At 58.3% G+C, this 21,153-nt stretch carries 15 protein-coding genes and 3 pseudogenes; 4 read left to right on the top strand and 14 right to left on the bottom strand.

Annotated elements, in window-relative coordinates; translation table 11 throughout:
- Nucleotides 1-67: 67 nt before the first annotated feature.
- Nucleotides 68-367 (bottom strand): annotated as a pseudogene (locus QK293_RS04570) (hypothetical protein); the annotation flags it as partial.
- Here QK293_RS04570 and QK293_RS04575 point away from each other — a divergent pair.
- Nucleotides 352-778 (top strand): annotated as a pseudogene (locus QK293_RS04575) (GNAT family N-acetyltransferase); the annotation flags it as partial. The pseudogenes QK293_RS04570 and QK293_RS04575 sit on opposite strands and share 16 nt — an antisense overlap.
- On the opposite strand, the gene QK293_RS04580 reads toward QK293_RS04575, so the two are convergent.
- The 8 genes from QK293_RS04580 to QK293_RS04615 form a co-directional block, all read right to left on the bottom strand.
- The gene (locus QK293_RS04580) at nt 690-2,213 is read right to left on the bottom strand and encodes an FAD/NAD(P)-binding protein (RefSeq protein WP_282376084.1); all 1,524 of its coding nucleotides are present in this window, start codon (nt 2,211-2,213) and stop codon (nt 690-692) included. The pseudogene QK293_RS04575 and the gene QK293_RS04580 overlap by 89 nt on opposite strands.
- A 166-nt stretch (nt 2,214-2,379) precedes the next feature.
- Entirely contained in the window at nt 2,380-3,567 is a 1,188-nt protein-coding gene (locus tag QK293_RS04585; RefSeq protein ID WP_282375885.1) for an aminotransferase class I/II-fold pyridoxal phosphate-dependent enzyme, read from the bottom strand.
- A gap of 23 nt (nt 3,568-3,590) precedes the next feature.
- Entirely contained in the window at nt 3,591-4,469 is an 879-nt protein-coding gene (locus QK293_RS04590; RefSeq protein ID WP_282375886.1) for an acetaldehyde dehydrogenase (acetylating), read from the bottom strand.
- 16 nt (nt 4,470-4,485) lie between these two features.
- The gene (gene dmpG / locus QK293_RS04595) at nt 4,486-5,493 is read right to left on the bottom strand and encodes a 4-hydroxy-2-oxovalerate aldolase (RefSeq protein WP_282375887.1); all 1,008 of its coding nucleotides are present in this window, start codon (nt 5,491-5,493) and stop codon (nt 4,486-4,488) included.
- 38 nt (nt 5,494-5,531) lie between these two features.
- A complete protein-coding gene (locus QK293_RS04600) occupies nt 5,532-6,566 on the bottom strand; it encodes an AbrB family transcriptional regulator (RefSeq protein WP_282375888.1) in 1,035 nt (344 codons plus the stop codon).
- 87 nt (nt 6,567-6,653) lie between these two features.
- On the bottom strand, nt 6,654-7,895 hold the full coding sequence (locus tag QK293_RS04605) for a biotin carboxylase (RefSeq protein WP_282375889.1): 1,242 nt from the start codon (nt 7,893-7,895) through the stop codon (nt 6,654-6,656).
- 165 nt (nt 7,896-8,060) lie between these two features.
- Entirely contained in the window at nt 8,061-8,885 is an 825-nt protein-coding gene (locus QK293_RS04610; protein ID WP_282376085.1) for a hypothetical protein, read from the bottom strand.
- 45 nt (nt 8,886-8,930) lie between these two features.
- The gene (locus tag QK293_RS04615) at nt 8,931-10,100 is read right to left on the bottom strand and encodes an MFS transporter (protein ID WP_282375891.1); all 1,170 of its coding nucleotides are present in this window, start codon (nt 10,098-10,100) and stop codon (nt 8,931-8,933) included.
- A 107-nt stretch (nt 10,101-10,207) separates the two neighbouring features.
- Here QK293_RS04615 and QK293_RS04620 point away from each other — a divergent pair, with 107 nt between their 5' ends.
- Nucleotides 10,208-11,107 (top strand): LysR family transcriptional regulator, encoded by a 900-nt coding sequence (locus tag QK293_RS04620; protein ID WP_282375892.1) that lies wholly within the window; start codon nt 10,208-10,210, stop codon nt 11,105-11,107.
- Nucleotides 11,108-11,267: 160 nt separating this feature from the next.
- Nucleotides 11,268-11,630: an OprD family outer membrane porin gene (locus QK293_RS04625; RefSeq protein ID WP_348775345.1), complete on the top strand. Its 363-nt coding sequence runs from the start codon at nt 11,268-11,270 to the stop codon at nt 11,628-11,630.
- A 644-nt stretch (nt 11,631-12,274) separates the two neighbouring features.
- Here QK293_RS04625 and QK293_RS04635 read toward each other — a convergent pair.
- Together QK293_RS04635 and QK293_RS04640 are read right to left on the bottom strand one after the other, a co-directional pair.
- Nucleotides 12,275-13,008, bottom strand: a pseudogene (locus tag QK293_RS04635) (transposase); the annotation flags it as partial.
- A gap of 74 nt (nt 13,009-13,082) precedes the next feature.
- Nucleotides 13,083-13,679: a DUF4157 domain-containing protein gene (locus tag QK293_RS04640; RefSeq protein WP_282375893.1), complete on the bottom strand. Its 597-nt coding sequence runs from the start codon at nt 13,677-13,679 to the stop codon at nt 13,083-13,085.
- Between the two features lie 353 nt (nt 13,680-14,032).
- On the opposite strand from QK293_RS04640, the gene QK293_RS04645 reads away from it, so the two are divergent.
- Nucleotides 14,033-15,067 carry a diguanylate cyclase gene (locus QK293_RS04645; protein WP_282375894.1) on the top strand — a complete coding sequence of 345 codons (1,035 nt, stop codon included), beginning with the start codon at nt 14,033-14,035 and terminating at the stop codon, nt 15,065-15,067.
- Between the two features lie 128 nt (nt 15,068-15,195).
- Here QK293_RS04645 and QK293_RS04650 read toward each other — a convergent pair whose 3' ends face one another.
- Genes QK293_RS04650 through QK293_RS04660 form a run of 3 tightly spaced genes read right to left on the bottom strand, consistent with a single transcriptional unit; the run spans nt 15,196 to nt 20,945 of the window.
- Nucleotides 15,196-15,411, bottom strand: coding sequence for an EAL domain-containing protein (locus tag QK293_RS04650; protein WP_282375895.1), 216 nt, complete (start codon nt 15,409-15,411; stop codon nt 15,196-15,198).
- A gap of 33 nt (nt 15,412-15,444) precedes the next feature.
- Nucleotides 15,445-16,395, bottom strand: coding sequence for a PleD family two-component system response regulator (locus QK293_RS04655; protein WP_282375896.1), 951 nt, complete (start codon nt 16,393-16,395; stop codon nt 15,445-15,447).
- On the bottom strand, nt 16,395-20,945 hold the full coding sequence (locus QK293_RS04660; protein ID WP_282375897.1) for a PAS domain S-box protein: 4,551 nt from the start codon (nt 20,943-20,945) through the stop codon (nt 16,395-16,397). The genes QK293_RS04655 and QK293_RS04660 overlap by 1 nt, the downstream gene beginning before the upstream one ends.
- Between the last annotated feature and the right edge of the window lie 208 nt (nt 20,946-21,153).

The following is a 21,153-nucleotide window of genomic DNA, read 5'->3' on the forward strand; positions in this document are numbered from 1 at the left end:
TTGCTACAGCCTTGAACAGCAAACTGTGGCGAGGGGACTTGCCCCCAATCGCCACAGCGGACTGCAATTACGCAGGTGGGTCGATTTGATCCAGCACTCGTTTCGCCGTGATCTCTGCCAGCATGATGCTGTTTGAAATGCCCAGCAGGGCATTGCGCGCCCCACCGTCTAGATGATCCACCAAGTAATGGACCATGACGTCGACCGAGGACAGCGTCTCGCACAAATAAACCACCAGGGTTTCGGTGGTGGCCTCTGGGTCGACGAAAAACAGGGTGCTGGGTGCGCGCGAGGTGGCTTTGATGTCGGCAATCGACGGGAAGTGGAAATCGAGCGCCCGCTCGGCGGCATCGTGACCTTCCGCACTGGATGAAGTTTTTTGAACAACCCGGTCAGGTTGCCTTTATCGCGGCAGTAGGCCAAAAACCAGTGGGGTTCATCACTGCCGGCCTGTCATCCAGCAGCGGCTCGCTGATGCAGCCCCTCGATTCGGTGCGGATTGGGTCAGTGTGCGTAGACGAGCAGTTCTGGGGCAACGGTATCGGGCGCGAGCTTATACGACGGGTTCGAGACTGGGCCATCGAAAATGGCGCCAACGACCTGAAGCTCACCGTGTGGGCATTCAATGCACGGGCGGCGTCTGTATACAGAACTGGGATTCGAGACCCGTGCCTACCGTGCCCTATTTCTCAGACATGCTCTTCCACGCGCTCAACCCTGTGCGTTTCTTCGCGCCATTGCATCGCGTCCGCGCAACAGAAGGCGTGTCGCCCATTGATTTCCAGCGCAGAGGTGAAGAAGAACTGCCCCGCCGTTAGCTCGCCGACCGCATAAATCTGCCGTGCCAAGCCCGTCCGGCCCTGAATGCGGTAGGTATCCGGGTCGACGCAGATGCCACCCATCGGATGACAGGTGGCCGTGCCGTTCTTGATCAGCGAGCCCAGCAAGGTCGACTCAATGAGGTTCGCATCTCGAGGAAAGCCAGTTGCGTAGATCACCCGATCATAGACATGCTCCCAGCCAGCCCCGCGAATGCTCAGTCCCGGCACATCAACTGGCTCGGGCGCGGCGAACGCACCGGGGACGAACTCCAACTGGCCGCTTCGCAGGTAACCGAGGATCTTGCGCGCGTTTTCCGCCGGGATGGAGACGCGGTAAGCCATGAAGAAGCTGAAATACTCGCTCATGAACCTGGCTTGTGCAGTGTCGTCCAGCGCTTGCCAAAGGTGTTCGATAAAGCCGTTGGTTGCATAGAGGATGGCCTGCCAGATACGCGGAGCTTGCGAGACATTGATCTCGTTCTCGATGAAGCTGATGACGTCGGCCGGCGGTGCTGGCAGTGGGATCACGGCACTTGTCGAGGCCGGGTCGTGGGCGGCCAGTTCCTTGCGAAACAGTGCGACCAGATCACTGATCTGCAACGGCCCGGTTTGCGCGACCAGCGCGCGAACGCCCTCGCGGGTCAGGTGCTTGAGCTCGACGCGCTCCTGGGTTCCGCGAACCACGGGGAAATAGCCGCTGCGCGAATGCATGCGAATCAACTCGCGATGCCCGCCTTCAATCAGCGCGACCACCGTGTCGATGGCGCTCAACCGCGCACCGATTATGGCCACCCGTTCGTCCGGGGAAATTGTCTTCAGCAGGCGCGCAACCGGATAGGGTGTCGCCAGGACGCGCTCGTCGTGCTTGTCGGGATCAATTTTCGTGGCCAACGGCCCGCAGAACAGCAAGACCTTATGCGCGGCGATACTCAGTCCGCATCGCGTCCATACGGTCTCCATTCCGTCAATCAGATTGATAGCGCAGACCTCGGCATTCATCAGCACCAATTGGCAGCCGAGCGAGGCGCCACGCAATACGATCTTCTTGATCTGGTCCTGCAGGTAAACGCCGAACAAGGCCCGCGGAGCAAAGCTCTCCGGGGTCGGACGAAACTCGGGAAAGGTATGCCGCCACGCCCCTGGATGGTCCTCCAGCCAGCGCTGGAAATGACCAGGGAGATGCGGATAGGGCGTAATGAAACCGGTCTTGGTATTGAGAATGTTGCTCTGCAGATCAGCCTCATAAGCCGCACCGCGCCCGAAGTCTTCGCGTTTTTCGAAGAGGTAAATGGTCCCGGCCGGTGCGTTGTATGCAGCGACGCGATCCAGGTGACGTTGCAGGAATGCGATAGCCGTCGCGCCGCAGCCGACGATTGCAAAGGCATTTTTCATCAAAGTACTTCCTTATATAAAACCGCTTCCCTTACGTGTGCTTCAGCCCGGCAGCAGACGTGAAGTGACCAGCCACTCCCCGCTCCAGAAGAACGCAGAGCAGCTCGCGGTTAGCCGAATCAGGTCACTTCAGCGTCGCCAAACCTCGCCCATGCCAGACCGGTAATCACGAAATGGCGGACAGGAACTCTCTCAAGCGCGCGGCCCCGGACCTGACCTGCTCGGCATCGCCGGAGTACGACAATCGCGCATGACCCGGTGTGCCAAAAAAGCTGCCGGGAATCAGCGCAACGCCGTATTCCTCCAGCAGCAAGGCGCAAAATGCCTCGTCATCGGCGATCAATCTGCCATGCAGGGATTTGCCCAGGGTCTGGCTGATATCCATGAACAGATAAAACGCCCCCGCTGGTTGGCAGAACCTCAGGTCTGGCGCCCCCTGCAAGTCGGTGAGCAATGCCTGGCGCTGGCTGTGCAAGCGGTCTCTTGCTGCGTAGGAGAACGCCTGGTCACCGCTGAAGGCCGCCGCTGCCGCTGCCGCCGGGATCGGTGGGATGTTCGAGATCGAGTTAGAATTGAGCGTGGTGACTGCCGCGGCAATCCGTTCACTGGCCGCCAACAGGCCGACCCGCCAGCCCGGCATCCCATAGAGCTTGGATACGCTGTCGATCTTGATGATGCGGTCGCTCAGATCCGGTGCGACCGAAAGCAGACTGGGGCAGCGATCCATGTCGTAGACGAATCGCTGATAGACGTCATCCGAAATGATCCAGACATCCTTTTTACGCAGCACCTCGGCCAACGCCGCGAGTTCCCCGGCGGAATACACGGCGCCGGTAGGGTTGCCCGGCGAGTTCAGCATGACCACCCGCACCTTGTCGGATAAGGCATCATCAAGGGCTTGCGCCGTCATCTTGAAATCGGTTTGCGCCGAGCAGGTGACGTTGACCACGCCCGCTCCGACCAGATCGGCAATGTCGAAATAGGTTGGCCAGCAAGGGGTGGACACGAGGACATCGTCGCCGGGGCGGATGATCGCGCGTAGCACGCTGAACAACAGGTGCTTGGCGCCGAGGCCGGCCACCAGATTCTGCTCGCGATAGTGGGTGAACCCCTGTCCGTGCAGGTAACCCAGATACGCGGCCAGCAGCGCTTCATCTCCGCGGCTCGAGCCATACCCGCCGGTGTGTTCGCAGGCAGCCTTGACGGCCGCCTCGACGATATGCGGCGCCGGAAGAAAACCCGGCACACCGACACCGAGATCGATCACTGGATGCCGCATTTCCCTGACCTTCTGAACGACACCCAGGATCGGGCAAAACCGTGCAAATTCGAGATCTGGCGAAAGAGTAGGCATAAAAGTCTCTCCGTTACGCTGAGTCAGGCTGCGCGTTCGGTCACGCGGCCCCGGGCCATGAGCGCGGCCATGTGGGTTGCGGTCGCAGTGATGATGTCGAGGTTGCCGGCGCTTGGATCGAGAAAGTCCCCTGCCCCTTCAACGCGCACCATGGTGAACAAGCGTCCCTCGCTGTAATGCAGATCGACGATCACCTGATACCCAGGCACGGCAGACTGCACCTGGGTCACGGCACGTTCCACTTCACGGCGGGTGGCGGCCAGATCAACCGTCTCGATCAGCGCCGAAATCGCGGTCTGCATAAAGACGTTCGGCTTGGCCGGATTGATGTTGAGGATCGCCTTGACGTCTTTGCAGCCGGTGAAATGGCTCAACGCATTCTCGGTGGTAGTGATGTAGTTGCTCAGGTTTCGCCGAGTGGCCGGGCCGGCGCTTTCGGCGCTGATCGAGGACACCACTTCGATGTAGCGCACGCTCGGATTAGCCCGGGCGATCGCGGCCGCAAGCGGGATAGAAGCCTGGCCACCACAGGTGATCATGTTGATATTGCTCGCCTCGATCAGCTCCGCGCCGTTGAGGGACGGCACGCACAATGCGCCCAGAGAGGCCGGGGTCAGGTTGATGATCGCTTTCCCGGCCTCGATCAGGCGCGGTGCGTGGGCTTCATGGTCGGCCGCCGAGGTGGCATCGAACACCAGATCAAATTCGTTGATCCGGGCAAACAGGCCGTCGATGCCGTCCGCGGTGGTGGCGACCCCGCGCTCGCGGGCGAACGCAAGGCCGGATGAGTGCAAGGAGCGACCGGCAACCAGCGTGCAATCCAGATCCGGATGGACGAGCACCTTGCACAGGATGTCGCAGCCGATATTGCCACTGCCGATGATGGCGGTTTTCAAAGTCATTTTTTCAGTTCCAGAGTCAGGCGACGACGGGTTGAGAAAGGCGGCTGGCCACCGAGATGATCAGGTCTTCCTGGCCGGCCACGGCGTTGCATCGCGCAAGCTCTTCATAGATTTTTCGCGGCTCGACGCGAAATTCCGCCGCCGCGCGCGCGACGTGCTTCTCGAACCCGCTGCAAACGCCGTAGAGGCCTCTGATCAGATTGGCAGTCTTCACCACCGTGGGAGTCCTGACCGGCGCGAAGTCCTCGAGGCTCTCGACGGCGCGGCAAAGGTCAAAGACCTTCACCCCGGTCTCGAACTTGTAGCGCTCGAGCACCGCGCACAGCACCTCCAGCTGGGTATTGCCGGCACCCGCGCCGAATCCGCGCATGCAGCCGTCAATGATGGTCGCCCCGGCCTGGGCGGCAGCCAACGAGTTGGCGACCGCCAGTCCAAGATTGTTGTGACCATGGAAACCCACGGGAATGGCGAGCTCCCTGACCAGTAGGCCGATCTTTTCGCGGGCGCTGTCCGGGTCAAAGTGCCCCGCCGAATCCATCAGAACCAGGGCATTGGCGCCATAGCGCTGCTGCTTCAATGCTTCTTCGAGCAGCGTCTCGGGACTGGCCATGTGGGTCATCATCAGCACGCCCTGGACGTACGCGCCCTTGGCCCGCGCATGTTCGATGTAGCTCTCGGTCAGGCTGGCCTCGGTGCAATGGGACGCGATGCGCAGCACGTCGACGCCGATCTGCAGTGCGGTATCGATGTCGCTCAGCCTGGCAAACCCAGGAATCATGTGGATGCCGAGTCTGGAATGCGTCAGGTTGGCTCGCGCTGTTTCGAGCATCTCGCTGTCTTTGTAGCGCGCAAGTCCGAGTTGCAGGGAGGACGCACCCAGGCCATTTCCGTGGCCGACTTCTACAACGCTGAGGCCGCAGCCATCGACAGCCTGGCAGTAGGAGGCAATATCCTCCAGGCTCAGCGAATGGGAGACAGCATGATTTCCGTCGCGCAGCGTTGGGTCGTGAATAGCAATACTCATCGAGATCAATCCTTGTCATTCGAAGTTTTTTGCAGCAATTACTGTTCAGGCTGCGGGTTTTCCTGCAGCAGCCGTTTGGGCAGGAACGCCGGCGAAATATGGATGATCGACATCCGCACCACGTGATTGAGCATCACGAAGGCAGGATCGAGCTTGAGTAGCAAAGCCGCTGCGGTCATCACCTCAACACCACCAGGAACCCACGACATGAACAGCGAAAGGAACGGCTTGCCGGTCAGCTTGCTGAACGCGAAGGCAACCAGCAGTGTCGTGCAGAACGTCAGGGCAGTAACCACCAGACCGGCGCGGATGTAGCGCACGAAATCCTTGAGCGTGATGTCCTTGAGGCGAATGCCGATCAGACCGCCGAGCAGGATCAGCGCAACGATCGCCAGTGGATCGGGAACATGCAGATGGACTTGAGGAAAACCGACGTTGACCGCGGCGGAGCAAATCAGCCCGGTCAACATGTAAGGCGCGGGAACATCGAAGCGCTCCAGCAGATAACCGGCGACCACAGCCGCGATCGCCGGAGGGATCACGCCAAGGTAATCATCAAACGAGCCCAGCACCGGCGCCGCGCTTTCGGCGTGCCCACCGGCAATGATCGTCACCACCAGCAACAGCGCGAGCAAACGCACAATGTGCACGAACGCGATGCGCCCGGAGGCCGGGCCCTCCTCTCCCGAGACCGTCATCACCGCCGCCATTGCGCCGGGAATGGACCCGAGCAGGCTTTCTAAATGCCCCCAGCGCTCCATGCGCCGCAGCCAGTTATAGCCGACGAAAATTTGCGTGGTCATGCAGATGAGCAGACCGACCAGAATGCTGAAATCCGTCAGCTCGTGCATCATCGAGGCGGTGACGATGGAGCCGACACTGACCCCTAGCAGCAACTGCACGGTAGCCACGAACGGATACGGCATGCGCATGCGCACACCCATTTTGCTGAGCGCCGTGACCAGGCAGATCGCGCCGATCAGCTCACCAAGCGCAAGCCCGGTCATGTAACCGAGCCATGCGCCCAGGGCCGCCACGGGAATCGGGATAAGGCTTTCGAACACAGTCTTCATTGGATATCCACTTTTCTGCGGGCGTGACGATTCCGTCCAGCTCAGGAAGGTCAGCTCAATTAATGTCGAAAGGTTGTGCGATAAGGTCTATGTCGCGGCGGCGATTTCGCTGCCCGACCAGTCGCAACTCTCGTGGAACCAGGCTTCGACCTGATGCAGCTTGTCGCGCAACTCGGCCTCATCCTGGCCTGCCACGATGGCGTTGAGGATTTCCGAGTGGGTGAATTCCATGCCGCCATAGGAGGTCATCTTCCTGGCGGAAATTCGGTACTCCAGGACACCGTTGAGCGGGCAGGTTTGCGGAACGTCGCGCAGCAGACCGACCCGCGGCGGGATGCTGATATGCCCGACCATCCGCAGCGGCGCGGCCATTGGCTCAGGGCGGTAGAACGGATCATGCAGCGCGCGCAGGAAGCTCATCCGCGGATCAATGCCCCAGGCGTGGGTCAGCTCCTGGTTGAAGAACACCCCGCCCAACCGCGAGGCGATTTCGCAGAGGACGATCTCGTCATTTCCATCCACGAAAAGTTCAAGATGAAACAGCATGGTCGGATCGGATGGCAGCACATCTTCGACCAGCGAACGCGCATAGCGAACCAGCCTGTCGCGCATCGGGTTGTCGGCGTCGAGCATGTGCAGGTCATGTGATTTGCCGCCGAGGAAATCCAGCGCCGAGGTCATGACCCGAACCGGTGAAACCAGGATCGGACGGCCATCGATGTACAGACCATTGACGATGTAATGGCTGCCACGCACATAGCTCTCGATCATCAGGTTGTGGAACGTGCTTGAAGTGCGCCCGGCCAGCCATTCCCGCAGCCGCTGCGAGTCGTCGAGTACCTCCACGCCGTTCGAGCCGCGGCCATCGCGAGGCTTGATGACCACCGGGAAACCGAAGCGCTCGCTGAAGCGAACCGCTTGCGTGGCATTGCTGATCGATGCCATTTCGGCGATGGCAAACCCGCAGTCCCTCGCGCGTTGCTTCATCAGGAACTTGTCCCGGTAAAACAAGGCGCGATCCTCGGCACCCAGCGTAATCCCGAGCCGATCATTGATGCGCGCCACCCGCAGCACATCGATCTCGGCCAGCGCCACACACAGCGGCGCATGGAGCTCCCGTGCAAGCTCATAGACATCGATCTCGACCAGCGCGCTGTCGTTAAAGTTGTCGAAGAGCTGGAAGCGAACGGTATGGCCCAGATGGGCCGCAATCTCTTGAGATCGCGAGGCGCAGCTCAACAGCATGCCTCCCTGGCCAAGCGCGGCAGACCAGCTCGCGGCAGAGTGCTGGAGAAGAATTTTCGGCGGGCAAAAAACAATGAGCTGCATACGGCTTTCCTTGCAATCTTCCATAGTTTGTAAATCTCCACCCCAGGCACATCAAATCCACGCCGGATCCGGAGCTTCAGTATCTTGATAAAAACCTGAAGTACAGGCCAATACCGATTCCGTCGTTATTGATACTTTCCCAAGCGCTGTTCAGGTCGTTGTCTGTCAGTCCAGGTATTGGCCGCACTCACGCATCACTGCAGCCTTGCGCTGCAGGTATTGGCCGAAGATTTCCTGGGCGGCGGACTTGACCACCTCGATGCCCATGACATCGACGAACTCCTCGACCCCTGCAACCGCGTGGGCGAAGTGATTGCTTTCGGTGCCGCCGGTGTGCACGGTGACCCAGGCAACAGTGGCCCGTACCTTCGCGGGCGGCACGCCCATGTCGCGTTCGAACCATAGCTTGAACAGCGGATGAATGAACTCCACTTCACCGTGGGTGTAGACCTCGTGAACCAGGGTGACCAACAGCCCCTGCAACAGGTCGCGGTCACGCAGGCGTCGCGCGTCCGTCCAGTCCTTGAAGGCCTGCGCCGACGGCAGGCAGTTGTCTTTCAGCGGCCACTGATCGTCACCGCAGATCGGCGTTGCCATGTTGTAAAAAAGCTCGGAATGCAGCGTGTTGCTCAGTGCGCCGAGGTCCTCGTCGGTGATCCGTTGCAGACTGCCGCAGACCCGGTAGAGCCGTTGCGCCGCTTCGCCCCACTGCTCGGAGCGCGCCAGCAGCGTGATGCGGTTGGCCAGGCCGGACACACTGGCGGCCGAGTTGTTGGTTTTCGACCAACTGCCAAAGAACTTGCGCAACTGCGGCGCAGCATGGCGGCGCGAGGTGAGCGTCTGGAACGTACTTTCGATGTCCAGCAGTTCCGATTCCTGGCTTCGAAACGCATCCACCAATGCTTGCTTCAGAACCCCGGCCGGCATCAGCTCCAGCACCGGCGCTATCACGTTCAACAACTGGCTTTTCAGCGTCAGCAGGTTACTCACGGCCATCTCACTTTTTTCCTTGTTGGATGATGATTTCAGGCGAATTCACGGGCGCGGGAGCGGCGATGACGGCAATGGGGAATACTTCCAACCACCCCGCACGATCAGCAGCGGCAGCAACTGGAAAACCGCGATCAACGCGATACAGCCAGGCCAGCCCCATTGCTCCCACAGCACGCCAGGCACAAAGGCGCCGAAGCTGCCGCCCAGGTAGTAGCAGGTCAGATACACGCCCACGGCGCCGGCCTTGTTTTGCCGGGCATGGGCGGTGATAAAGGCATTGGCCGCGGACTGGGCGAGGAATACGCCGGTGCAACTGAATGCCAGACCGACAACGATCAGCCACAACGATGGCCACAGGGTCAGCACCGAGCCGCTGACGCCCAGCCATACCGCCACCCTCACCAATTCACTGCGAGGCCGGGCCTTGCTCATGCGCCCGGCGATCGGCACCACCACCAGTGCCAGCAGGAACACCGCATAAATCGAACCGAGCGCAGCGGTGCCCAGCGCAAACGGCGCCCGACTCAGGTGTATTCCGACATAGGTAAACGTCGCGACCTGAGCGAACAGCACGCAGAAACCCACGGCGTAGGTGGCCAGCAACGGCCTGCTTAGCAATTCGCTGCGCATTGCCTGGCGATCGGCAGGCGTTTGTACGGGTGACCGAAGGTTGCGCGGCAACAGCAGGAAAATCCCCAGACCGATGATCAGGTTCAAGCCGGCCAGCACTGCCAGCGCCAGACGCCAATCATCGAACGCGGTCACCAGGCCGGTCAAAAAGCGTCCGCTAAAGCCGCCCAGAACCGTGCCGGCGATATACAGGCTGGTCATTTCCGTCACGTCACCGCCGCTCCAGCGCACGCCGATGTAGGCAACGCTGGTGGCAAACACCACCGGAATCAGCGTGCCTTGCACCGCTCGCCAGAGCAGAAGCTCGCTGAAACTGCCCGAGCAGGCCACCATCAGCGCAGGCAGTGCCAGCAATATCGCGGCCACGGCGACGACCCGGTGCTGCTCGCCCCGCGCAGTCAACCGGCCGACAAAGGGGGCGGTGATTGCCACGGCCAGGGTGGTGACGGTGATGCTCCAGCTCGCTTGCCTGGCGGAAATGTGAAACGCCGCGGCCAACTCGTTGAGCAGACCTTGAGTGGCATAAAGGTTGATAAAAGCGGCGCACCCAGCCAGAAACAAGGCAACTCGAGGACAACTCACGCAATGATTCCCAAGATTGATTGTAATTTTTTTAAACAACTTTATAAGATAGGCCGTCGAAAGGATCCAATACCTATTTCTGACCGATTGATACCTCAAGGATGACGATGATTGACCTCCGCCGCTTGCGCTACTTCCTGATCGTCAGCGACGAGTTGCACTTTGGCCGTGCCGCGGCACGCCTGCACATCGCCCAGCCGCCACTGACGCGGCAGATTTCGGCACTGGAAGCGGAACTGAGCTTTCGCCTGTTCGATCGCAGCACCCGCAACGTCACGCTCACCTCCGAGGGCCGGTATTTTCTGCCCTACGCCCGGGCGGTGCTGGAGCAAGTCGATCTGACGGCGAGCATTACCAGCAAGCTCGCGGCGGGTTCCGCTGGCCATCTGGCGGTGGGCTACGCCAGTTCGATTGCGCTGTCGGACATCTTCAGTCAGACCATTCAGGCCTTCTGCTCGGCGTATCCGGATGTGCAACTGACCGTGGAAGAAGGCGCGTCCAGCACCCAATCGTCGCAGCTCATCGAGGGACGTCTGGATATCGGCATGAGTCGTATGCAGCCGCCCGCCGAAGATGCCGAGATTCAAGCCATCTGCCTGGACAACGAGCCGCTGGTCGCGGCCATTGCCAGTGACAGCCCGCTCGCCCGGCAAGAACAGGTGACACTCGCCGAGCTGAGCGCCTACCCGTTGATCGCCTTCCCGACCGACTACGGTTCCGGATTGAACGAGATCATCAAGGCGCTATATCGGCGCCAGGCGCTGACCCCCCTGCCCGCACCGAAGGGCAAGCAGATCACCTCGATCATCGCCCTGGTCGCCGCAGGCCGTGGCGTCGCCGTAGTGCCCCAGTGCACCCAGACCTTGGTCAAGCGCGGCGTGACCTATCGGCCCTTGGCCGAACCCGGGGCCACCGCACCCTTGCTGGTATTGACGCGCAAACGCGAGCGCAGCCCGCTGGTCAAGGCATTTGTCGAAATCATCGAGCAGACCCTGCGAGCCAAGTGAATGATTTGAGTGGTGGATGCACGGCCGGACACACAATCACCGCCACTGGAAATCTGCGCTCACCGGACAAAATTGCCATCCCTCTTGCTCTCCTCTTTCGCGTTTTTCTTATCAGAGTCAACACGCCACAATACGTCCAACAACTCCCGTCAGATCACCCGTGCAGACGTTCACCATGGGACGGTGGGCAGGCGAACTGGAAGACGTCTACACGCAAAAACTGATCACCGGCGCCAAATTCGTGGATGTCGTCGCCTGCAACCTGTCCGGCCCCCTTAACTACACCGACACCGGCGAACAAGGTTCGGCGCTCGTCGGCCCGCTCGACAGCCTCCTGACGTCGGCCCTGGTCAGCGCCGCCTACGGCATGCACATAGTCACCGTGGGCTGCCAGTACAATGCGCGCGAAAATGCGCTGCCCTTCCTGCAGGAAACCGACCTGTCAGCAGTGGGTTACGCGATTGCCTCTCAATCATCGCTCAATACGGCGGTGCTACGGCACCAGATCTGTGGAAAAACCTGATCGTCGATGGCGCGTTCCCAAAGGTAGAACGACCAGATTTTGTAGCTCTGCTCATGTCTCTGGGCGAGAACGAGCTAATTGTCCAAGAGCGCTCGGGATTGCTGCTACCGGGTAGCGGCCATTCCCCCACGCCAAGGGCTGCTTCGGGTTGTGGGTTGAGCCAATCTGTTGCGTCGAAGAGTGGAATTCACAGCCGATGCCTGCCTGTTCTGCCCGGCAGTGATGGGTCGAATGCAGTCCTTCCTTTACCGACAGCTTTTGATACGGTCACTCGACAAATGCTTTAAGGCGCATCTCTAGATGGGTTTCGGTAAGCACGCATTTCTATCTGTTTTTAGGATTTACGTTAGGCGGGCATAAGCGTTAGCAGCCTTATTGATAGCAACAAGCCATGATGCGCAAGAAGTTGCGCAACTGTTTCGGTGAAAAGCCCTCCCGCAACGCTGGACGCCAGGTTTCTCAAGCCCTCCAGCCAAGTGCGCAAGCGATCTCTACCGAAATGCTCCGCGAGGTTTAAGAATCCACAACCAACTGATTTATATAGCCTTAACCGTTTCTGGCACGGACCTTGATAACAGTCAGGCACCCACCGGGCGATACCGCCTTCCGGGCACCCTCACTTATTTAGTAAGGAGAGCATCCTACACGTTGTAGCCGACGATTCCCGCGCCGCGCGTCATCATGGAACGGGCGTCTGGATCGGTCAGTGAGGCCTGTTTATCCGGCGACTCGTTGAGCTGAACTTCAATCGCTTGAAGCTCTTTCATTTGCGTCTTCAGCTTGGCGATTTTCTCTTCCCGCCGCACGGCGTTGGGCTTGGAGGCGGTGGGTTCTTGTCGATCGGCAGCATCGAGCACGGTCAGGCAACGGCTGATGCTCGATTCAATTTCTTCCATTCATCGTTTCAGTTTCGCGCTGGTGAAATTGCGGTCGAGGTTGTTGACCGCTTTGAACTTGCTGCCGTCGATGGCGACCAGATTTTCTCCAAACAGCCCCAACTGCTGACACAGCACGACGAACGGGCGACAGACGCCTCGGATGGCCTTGCTGTTGTCTTTTCGGAAGTTGGCGATGGTTTTGAAGTCCGGAATCAACCGCCCGATCAACCACATCAGCTCGACGTTGCGCTGGGCTTCTCGGTCCAGGCGCCGGCTCGACTGAATGCGGTTCAGATAGCCGTAGATATAGATCTTCAGCAGGATCGCGGGGTGGTAAGCAGGCCGGCCTGTGTCAGCTGGAATAGCGCCGGCAAAACCTAAGGAGACCAGGTCGAGTTCATCAACGAAGACATCGACTACGCGCACTGGATTGATATCGCTGACGTAGTCATCGAGGCTCTGCTTTGGCCTCGATGTTCACCTTGAATAAAGCGCTTCATGGGCGATCCCTGCGATGAAATCCTCAGAAATCATAGCAAGTGTTCGCGAAGGCGTTTTTACACACTCTGGGCCTTCAGTCAGTCCCTTCCCGCGCCAACCGTCTGACCTCAGCCTGTATGGCATAAGCCGGCGCCTCCACCGCATTGAAATCTTGCGTATAGCGCTGGGCAAATCCTTCTACCCCCCATTCCTGAAACTGCTGCACATGCTTTAGTTCGTGAGCCCAGAGCGCGGTGTTCTGTTCTGCGGTTTGAGCGTCCCGGAAGAGGATGATGTCAATCAGCGTCACGGCACCGACATCGGGGTTTTGCAACATGGCAGTGGCGGCACTGAATTGGCCGTTGTCGCTAACTTTGTAGTGCGCGGTATCGAGGATGCTGGGGTCGTACCAGCGCAGCAGTTGCTCCTGGATGTGCGGTGGAATGGGGTGGACGCTGGCGTTGGCTGCTTCAGCGCGGGCTTGGGTCAGCCACAGCGCCAGGGCAGGTGCCGCGATCTGGGAGATGCCATCAGGCAGGGGGCCGAGCATCAGTCCAAGGTCCGGCAGGCAGATGCAGCCATCCAGGCACACTTGTTTCTCGCCAGCTGGGCAGGCGCTGTTCTGGGCTGGCACTTCAAGAGTCAGGCAAAGAACAAACAGCGCCACCAGGCGCGTGGTGATGGGCGGCATTGGGCGCTCCAGGGACGGACGCAGCGCGAACAGTGGTTCACAATTGATCGACGACCCGCATAGCTTTAGCGTAGTCCCGAACTAAGCGGCCCCAGGATAATCGCAGGAAGCGACAGACTGCCTTTCCTGCGAATCCCCCACTTTAGTAGACATGCGTCCGCGGCAGCTCTTGGCTGGTAACAGCCCGTCGCGACAGGCAGCTATCGGCCAGAAGCGGACCGTTCCCACAAAACTTTTAGGTCCGCCTGAATACGCGAGCGCGCTGGCAGCCTCATTCAATTTGATGAAGCACTGTTCAGTATTCCGCCGATTAGTCGATAATTGAAACACTCCTTAGCTATCGGCACGCCCAGATGGATCAGATACTTTCTCTTCTCTCCGATACCATTCCCAAAGCCCAAACCCTAGAGCAGCTTACGCGCCCCTTGCTGACGCTGCTTAGCCAGGTAACCGGTATGGAGTCGACCTACCTTACGACCATTGATATCGACGAGGGTGTCCAGCGTGTTGAGTTCGCACGCAACATCGGTGACATGGTGATTCCTGAAGGGCTGGTCGTTCCTTGGACAGATACTCTGTGCAAGCGGGCGCTGGACGAGAATCGCATGTACTCGGATAACGTTGCCGAATGTTGGAGTGACTCGGAGGCCGCCGCGGCCTTGGGCATCAGAACTTACGTGAGCGCTCCAATCAGAGCCCAAGATGGGCAAGTACTGGGGACGGTATGTGCCGCCAGCTCGGATCAGGTGGCCCGCGCTCCTGAAGTGGAACCCTTACTGATGCTGCTGTCAGGGTTGCTGGGATATTCCCTTGAACGTGGGCTGCTGGTGGAGCGACTCCAGGCTGCCAACGCCGAGTTGACCAAGCTGGCCCTGACAGATCCGCTCACCGGCCTGTCCAACCGGCGTGCCATTCTAAACGACGCCGCGCGCCTGTTCGCCCTGGCCCAACGGGAGAACAAGTATGTATTAATGGGTGTCATCGATTTGGATGGGTTCAAGTCCATCAACGATACCCATGGTCACCTGGCAGGAGACCAGCTACTGCGCGGTGTGGCGGCCCAATTGCAGCATGGTCTTAGAACCAGCGACGTCATCGGGCGTACTGGAGGTGATGAATTCATCGTGATCGCCTTGGGTACTCCATCCGAACACTCGGACTTGGCAAAAGACATGCGACATGCCGCCGAACTACTTCAGGATCGCCTTTCCAAAGCGACTATAGGGCGCTATGAACTGGGCCACGGTCTTGGTGATATTCACTATACCGGCGCGAGTGTTGGGGTAGTGGCGGTGATACCGGGCAGCATGACTGCGGACGAGGCCACAAAGCTGGCAGACCGCGAGATGTATGAGGTGAAACAGCAGCGAAACCGTCAACGGTTGTAGGAACGCCGAAGGTCAGCTTTGGGTCGATTTCAGCCCATCGTGACAGGCAGCAATCGGCCAGAAGCGTTCAATGGGCAACGGGATCGCTTGTCATCGGATGTATACAGAGTCGCTGAGAGGCTGTTGAGCTACTGGCGCTCTCGCTCTTCATACCACTGCATGAACGCTTCGGCGCTTACCAGTCGGCAGACGTGAGAACTCTGGGCCATGTCGTAGCGGTAACCGCCCAGCGCATCGAGCACGTCGGCTGTTTCTACGCCTTCGGCGATGACCGCCAAGCCAAGATTGTGACCACGATCGACAACGCTCCGTACGATTAGCTCGTTGGCTTGATCGCTTTGCATGGCCAGGGAACCGAGCTATTTACAGAAGCAGGATTAAAGATACTCATCGCTAAAGGATGAACATACCCTGGCCCTGCCAGTTTTCTTCGCCAAGTAAAGTTGCTTGTCCGCAGCTTCTATCAACGCCTGGAATTCAAAGTCGTCAGTGGGCGTCAATGTGGCGACGCCTATAGAAAGAGTCACCACACGATCTACATCAGAAGCAGAATGCTCAATACCCAGCGCCCGGATATGCTCTTGCATTTTTTCTGCAAGTTGGACCGCTCCGCAAAGACCTGTATTGGGTAGGATGCAGGCAAACTCTTCGCCACCATACCGAGCGACCAAGTCGTAGGGGCGTCTAACCGTTTCAGATAACGCTTGGGCAACAGATCTCAAGCAGCCATCTCCAGCCTGGTGACCATATTGGTCGTTGTAGCGTTTGAAAAAGTCAACATCCACCATAATGAGCGACAGCGGCTTTTGCTCTCGAAAGCACTGGCGCCAATCCGCCAATATGTCCTCATCGAATTTGCGTCGATTAGCCACTCCCGTAAGGCCATCCATTAATGCCATGGAACGCAGCAGATCGTTCTGTAGTTTCAGGGTCAGGTGTGTTCGCACACGGGCTCTAACAATGATTGGATTGATGGGTTTGCTGATGAAGTCGACCGCGCCAAGTTCCAGACCCAGTACCTCATCCGACTCCTGCTGCTGTGCGGTAATGAAGATGATGGGGATGTCCTGGGTCGCAGGGTCAGCCTTGAGTCGACGGCATACTTCATGCCCGTCCACGCCCTCCATAACCACGTCCAGCAGAATCAGATCGGGTAGTTGGGTCTGGCATACCGCGATCGCCTGCTCACCGCTGGTCGCCATGAACACATCACAGTCCTCACGAAACAACTCATGGAGTACCCGGATATTAATCGGCTGGTCGTCGACAATGAGGAGTTTTGGACGGTTATGGGGGTGTGGTAACCAGGTTTCCATCGATTGTTCCATCAGGCAAATCTCAACAGTTCACGACCCATCGGCATCGCAGCGGAAAAGTTTAGCGACTGCACCATGACAACCAGTTCGTCGAACTGTGGGCGCAGGGATTGCGGCGTTCTTGACGCCAATGCGTCTGCCAGCGCTATAGCTTGAAGGTTGCCCGCTTCCAGCAACAGCAAAATCTCCTCAAGGGATTCTCGCCATTGCGTGAGCGCCATCAATTCGGAGTCAACACAGACCTTTGCGATCGGGCTCTGACCAAAGTCGACATTCATCTGCTCAAGGCTTTGTTGCAGTAACCTGCTCAATTCATCAAACCATGTTGCGTCAGCAAAAATGCGCGCTACAGACTCTGCATCGCCGTGTTTTAGTGTGTGCTCCAAGTCGCCGGCCAGCAGCGAGAGCGCCTTGGCACCCATGGTGCCGCTGCTACCTTTAATTGTATGGAGCACAAAAGCTGCCCCAGATACGTCTTGCCGCTGGATCTGATCGTGCAACCGGCCAAGCAGTTTTTCTAGCTCGGGGCCAAAGTTACGCAGCACGTTGCGGATTAAATCGAGGTCACCTCCAAAACGATCAATGATCGATGCACGAGACTCGATCACGCCTTCTCCTGTATTGGCTTGGCCCGAGCCTGGAGATGCCTGGCGATCCTCAAGGCCCACTTGAAAAAGCAATGTTGCGACGAGTTGTTCCAGATCTATGGGCTTGCCGACATGCTCATTCATCCCCGCAGCAAGACAGGCCTCACGGTCGGTATTGGAGGCATTTGCGGTCATCGCCACGATCGGCAGCGCTGCAAAACGTGGATTCGATCGAATGCGACGGGTCGCCTCCAAGCCATCAATATCCGGCATCTGGATATCCATCAACACGGCGTCGAAGGGCACCTTCTCAGCCATCACCCTGCTCACACCTTCCAGACCACCTTCAGCCAGCGTCACTTGAGCACCTTCTCCTGTCAGTAACTCATCGGCAACCTGCCGATTAAGCATGTTGTCTTCCACCACCAATAGCCGCAGCCCAGCCAGGCGCTGCGGCCTGTCAACAGTTGACTTGGATGGGAGTGACTGCGCAAGGCCATTACCGTTGAGTGCTCGCTGAACAGCGTCGGCTAACTGCTTGGGCGTGACAGGCTTGGTGAGAAACCCCACGAAGGGAGCGTCTCCCATCTCGCTTGCGTCGGCCAACACTTCACGGCCGTAAGCGGTAATCATAATGATCATTGGAGGCGGTACGCCGTTGCCCTGCTGATGGATCAATTGCGCAGCGCTCAGCCCATCCATATCGGACATCCGCCAGTCCATCAGTACCACGTCGTAGGCTTCGCCTCTCGCCTGGGCGGTTTTCACCCATTCCACTGCTTGCGTGCCACCACTCACGTGGTCGGCCTCCCACCCTAATGCATGAACGGTTCGCAACAGCAATTCACCCGCCATGGCGTTGTCGTCGACGACCAGTATCCGTATGGACACATCGACTCCAGGACTGTCAGAACTCAGCAGCGATTTCGGCGCTACATCCAGAGTGATATCGAACCAGAAGCGACTTCCCATCCCCTGCTGGCTCTCCACCTGAAGTTCACCGCCCATCAAGCTGACCAACCGCTTACAGATCACCAAGCCCAGACCGGTGCCGCCAAAGCGACGGGTGGTTGAAGCCTCGGCCTGAGTGAATCCTTCAAAAATGCGCTGAAGTTGCTCCGGGCTGATACCGATACCTGTATCAGAAATGGCGATGCGCAAGCTCACAGTGTTTTCCGTGCGCATCAGTTGCTCGACGCTGACCACGATCTGGCCTTCCATGGTGAACTTGAGGGCGTTACCCGCCAGGTTGATCAGCACCTGTTGCAGCCGCAGGCTATCGCCTATCAGGTCGTTGGGTAGATTGGAGTCCAGGTCGAACATGACCTCGACTTCTTTCTGGCCCTGGTTGCCGGCCAGCACAACGGAGAGGTCACGCATGAGCGATTCGAGTTCGAATGGGTGCACATCGAGTTGCAGCTTGCCGGCCTCAATCTTGGAGTAATCAAGGATGTCATTGAGCAACCCCAGCAGTGATTTCGCAGCAGACTGTGCTTTGGTCACATAGTCGAGTTGGCGACCATTCAGGTCAGTGTTCTGCACTAACTGCAACATGCCCAGCACGGCGTTCATCGGCGTGCGTATTTCGTGGCTCATGTTGGCCAGGAACGAAGATTTGGCCGCACTCGCGGTATCGGCCTGTTCCTTGGCATACAGCAGATTTGACTCCAGCTCGCGCTGGGAGGTGATGTCCCGATTGATACCCGTCACACGCAAAGCCGCACCGCTCGGACTGCGTTCGACCTGCGCGCCTGCCTGTATGAAGCGGATCTGGCCGTCCGGGCGAACGACACGGAAAATGGTGTCGTACACACCCCTCCCCTCGACTGCGGCACTCAGCTTTTCAGCCGCTGCCACCGCATCGTCGGGGTGAACTCGCGAATACCAGTGCTGATAACCCAGACCATTATTGCGCAACGTCAGTGGCTGACCGTAGAACTCGAACATGCGGTCATTCCACTGCAAGGCATTGTCGGCCAACGTCCAGGACCAGATGCCCAGTTCGGCTACCTCAGCAGCCATCACTAACTGGTCGTGCACCGCCATCAGTTCACTACGTTGTTTCTGCGTCGTCTCCAGGCTCGCAGCCAGCTCCCTTTCCGCCGCTTTGCGTTCGGTGATGTCCACAGCGATGCCTAGATAGCCGCTCAATTCCCCGTCATCATCACGCATGGAGGTGACCACCAGCGTGACAGGAAGCCGCGAGCCATCCTTACGTATGTAAGTCCACTCCCGGGTTTCTGCACCTTCAAGCTCAGGTTTATAGGTAAACACACGGAAACCATCGATTGCCTGAGCGTACTCCTCGCTCAGTTCAACGCTACGAGCAGCGATTTCCGCTGGCACATGTATCGATTCAGGTGTGCGCTGACCCAGCAACTCATCGGCGTGATAGCCCAACAAATGCTCGGCGCCTTTGTTGAACACACGGATAACGCCATCGAGATCCGTCGCAATGATTGAGACCTCAGTGGCCGAGCGCAGCACGGTGCCTAACAATAGATTGAGATGCCGCAACTCGGAAGTTCGCTGCGCAACCTGCTCCTCCAGGTTTGAATTGAGTTCAAGAATTCGGGCTTCTGCTACTTTTTTCGCCGAGATATCCCTTAACGTCTTGGAGACTCCAACCACGCGACCACCCTCGCCATTAATGGGTGAGATGCTGGCGGAGATATCGATCAGCCGGCCATCTTTACGGCGGCGCTGGGTATCAAAGCCAGTGATACTCTCCCCGGCCCTTATGCGCGCAAGGATATGGGCTTCTTCAGCTACAAACTCCTCAGGAACAACCAGACTGACCAGCGTCTGGCCAACAGCCTCCTCGGCGGTATAGCCAAAAAGGTGCTCGGCCCCCTTGTTCCAGTTGGTGACGATGCCATCGAGTGTTTTTCCAATAATGCCATCGGCCGAGCTTTCGACGATGGCGGCCAGCCTTGCCTGTTCGGCCAATATCTGCCGCCGGCGTTGACGGCTGACACTCACGACACCCGCCAGAGTAGCCAGTAGAAGCGTGAGCAAACCACCCATCAACAGGACGACTGTTGGTGAAACCTGATGCAGGTGCTGGATGAACAACGGATGCGCGCCGAGTTCGATTTGCCATCGCCTCCCGTATACCTCGCGCTCCACCTGATGGTTCATCAGCGTTTCACGGCTGGCCGAATCGTCGGTGCTTTCATAAAACAGCTTCTCTTGCCCAGGGACAGTGATATCCCTTAATCGCAGATGCACCGTCTCGTTTTCTATGCGCAGGTCTCTGAGTACCTCCTCTGTCCGCAACACGACATAGCTCCAGCCAAAAGCTGCGGCCTCTCGTTCAGCAGCGGTCGCCGGAGTCACACCGCCGCGAAAGATAGGCATCAACACCAGGAAAGACTGCTGCGGTTTCGCTGTACTCTGTATCAAAGTGATGGGCCCGGTTATCCGTGCCACACCGCTTTGTATCGAGGATAGGGCAGCCTCTCGCCGCGCAGTTTCCGACGCTATGTCCAAGCCAATTGCAGCCTGGTTACCCTCAGCCGGTTCGACATACTGGACAACGTAACGCTCGCCTGAATGAGGTGAGAATTGACGAATGGAGAAATCGGCTTTGCCATCGGCCCGAGCGTATTTGAGAAACTCGCGTTCATCGCGCTCCGATACTCGCCTGATAAAGCCCAAAGCACTTGCGCCGGGGAACTCGGCAGCGAGGTCGCGCGTTTGGTGATATTGACCAAAAACTTCGCGACTGATGCCATGCTCACCCGCTGTCAGCACCGCTCCACGAGCGCCACGCAATCCGTATTGGTAAAGATCGAGGCGAGTTATAACCAGCTCTGCCGCTTCTTCGGTAGCCGCGGCGATCGCCTCTTGGGCCTGCTGCTCGTTGATGCGTTCGAGGATCCAGCCACCCAGAATGCTTGCCCCTAACCCCACCACCAGAGTGATAGCTACGCCCCAACTCAATGCAAAAAACTTATGTTTTCTCACCCGCATTGTCCCATTGCAGAAGACCTTCAAGCCTTCAATATTAAAGTTTGAACCCTGTTGAGAGCGTCTGTAACTTAGTTCGTATGCATCACATTAACCATGAACCCCGTGGATAAAAATGTGCATATTTGAGTAAAGGGAACAGGACGGAAATATAGATAAACGTCTTGTCGCACATTCCTTCGGCCCTCGCAAATCCCTTGTATTTAAAAAC

The organism is Pseudomonas sp. AL03, assembly GCF_029960815.1.
Lineage (GTDB): Bacteria > Pseudomonadota > Gammaproteobacteria > Pseudomonadales > Pseudomonadaceae > Aquipseudomonas.

Bases quoted from the DNA above. Each gene is read 5' to 3' on its own strand.
- QK293_RS04640 (WP_282375893.1), bottom strand. From the start codon at position 13,679: ATGCCGCCCATCACCACGCGCCTGGTGGCGCTGTTTGTTCTTTGCCTG.
- QK293_RS04655 (WP_282375896.1), bottom strand. From the start codon at position 16,395: ATGGAACAATCGATGGAAACCTGGTTACCACACCCCCATAACCGTCCA.
- QK293_RS04660 (WP_282375897.1), bottom strand. From the start codon at position 20,945: ATGCGGGTGAGAAAACATAAGTTTTTTGCATTGAGTTGGGGCGTAGCT.
- QK293_RS04645 (WP_282375894.1), top strand. From the start codon at position 14,033: ATGGATCAGATACTTTCTCTTCTCTCCGATACCATTCCCAAAGCCCAA.
- QK293_RS04580 (WP_282376084.1), bottom strand. From the start codon at position 2,213: ATGAAAAATGCCTTTGCAATCGTCGGCTGCGGCGCGACGGCTATCGCA.
- QK293_RS04585 (WP_282375885.1), bottom strand. From the start codon at position 3,567: ATGCCTACTCTTTCGCCAGATCTCGAATTTGCACGGTTTTGCCCGATC.
- QK293_RS04650 (WP_282375895.1), bottom strand. From the start codon at position 15,411: ATGCAAAGCGATCAAGCCAACGAGCTAATCGTACGGAGCGTTGTCGAT.
- QK293_RS04605 (WP_282375889.1), bottom strand. From the start codon at position 7,895: ATGCAGCTCATTGTTTTTTGCCCGCCGAAAATTCTTCTCCAGCACTCT.
- dmpG (WP_282375887.1), bottom strand. From the start codon at position 5,493: ATGAGTATTGCTATTCACGACCCAACGCTGCGCGACGGAAATCATGCT.
- QK293_RS04600 (WP_282375888.1), bottom strand. From the start codon at position 6,566: ATGAAGACTGTGTTCGAAAGCCTTATCCCGATTCCCGTGGCGGCCCTG.
- QK293_RS04590 (WP_282375886.1), bottom strand. From the start codon at position 4,469: ATGACTTTGAAAACCGCCATCATCGGCAGTGGCAATATCGGCTGCGAC.
- QK293_RS04620 (WP_282375892.1), top strand. From the start codon at position 10,208: ATGATTGACCTCCGCCGCTTGCGCTACTTCCTGATCGTCAGCGACGAG.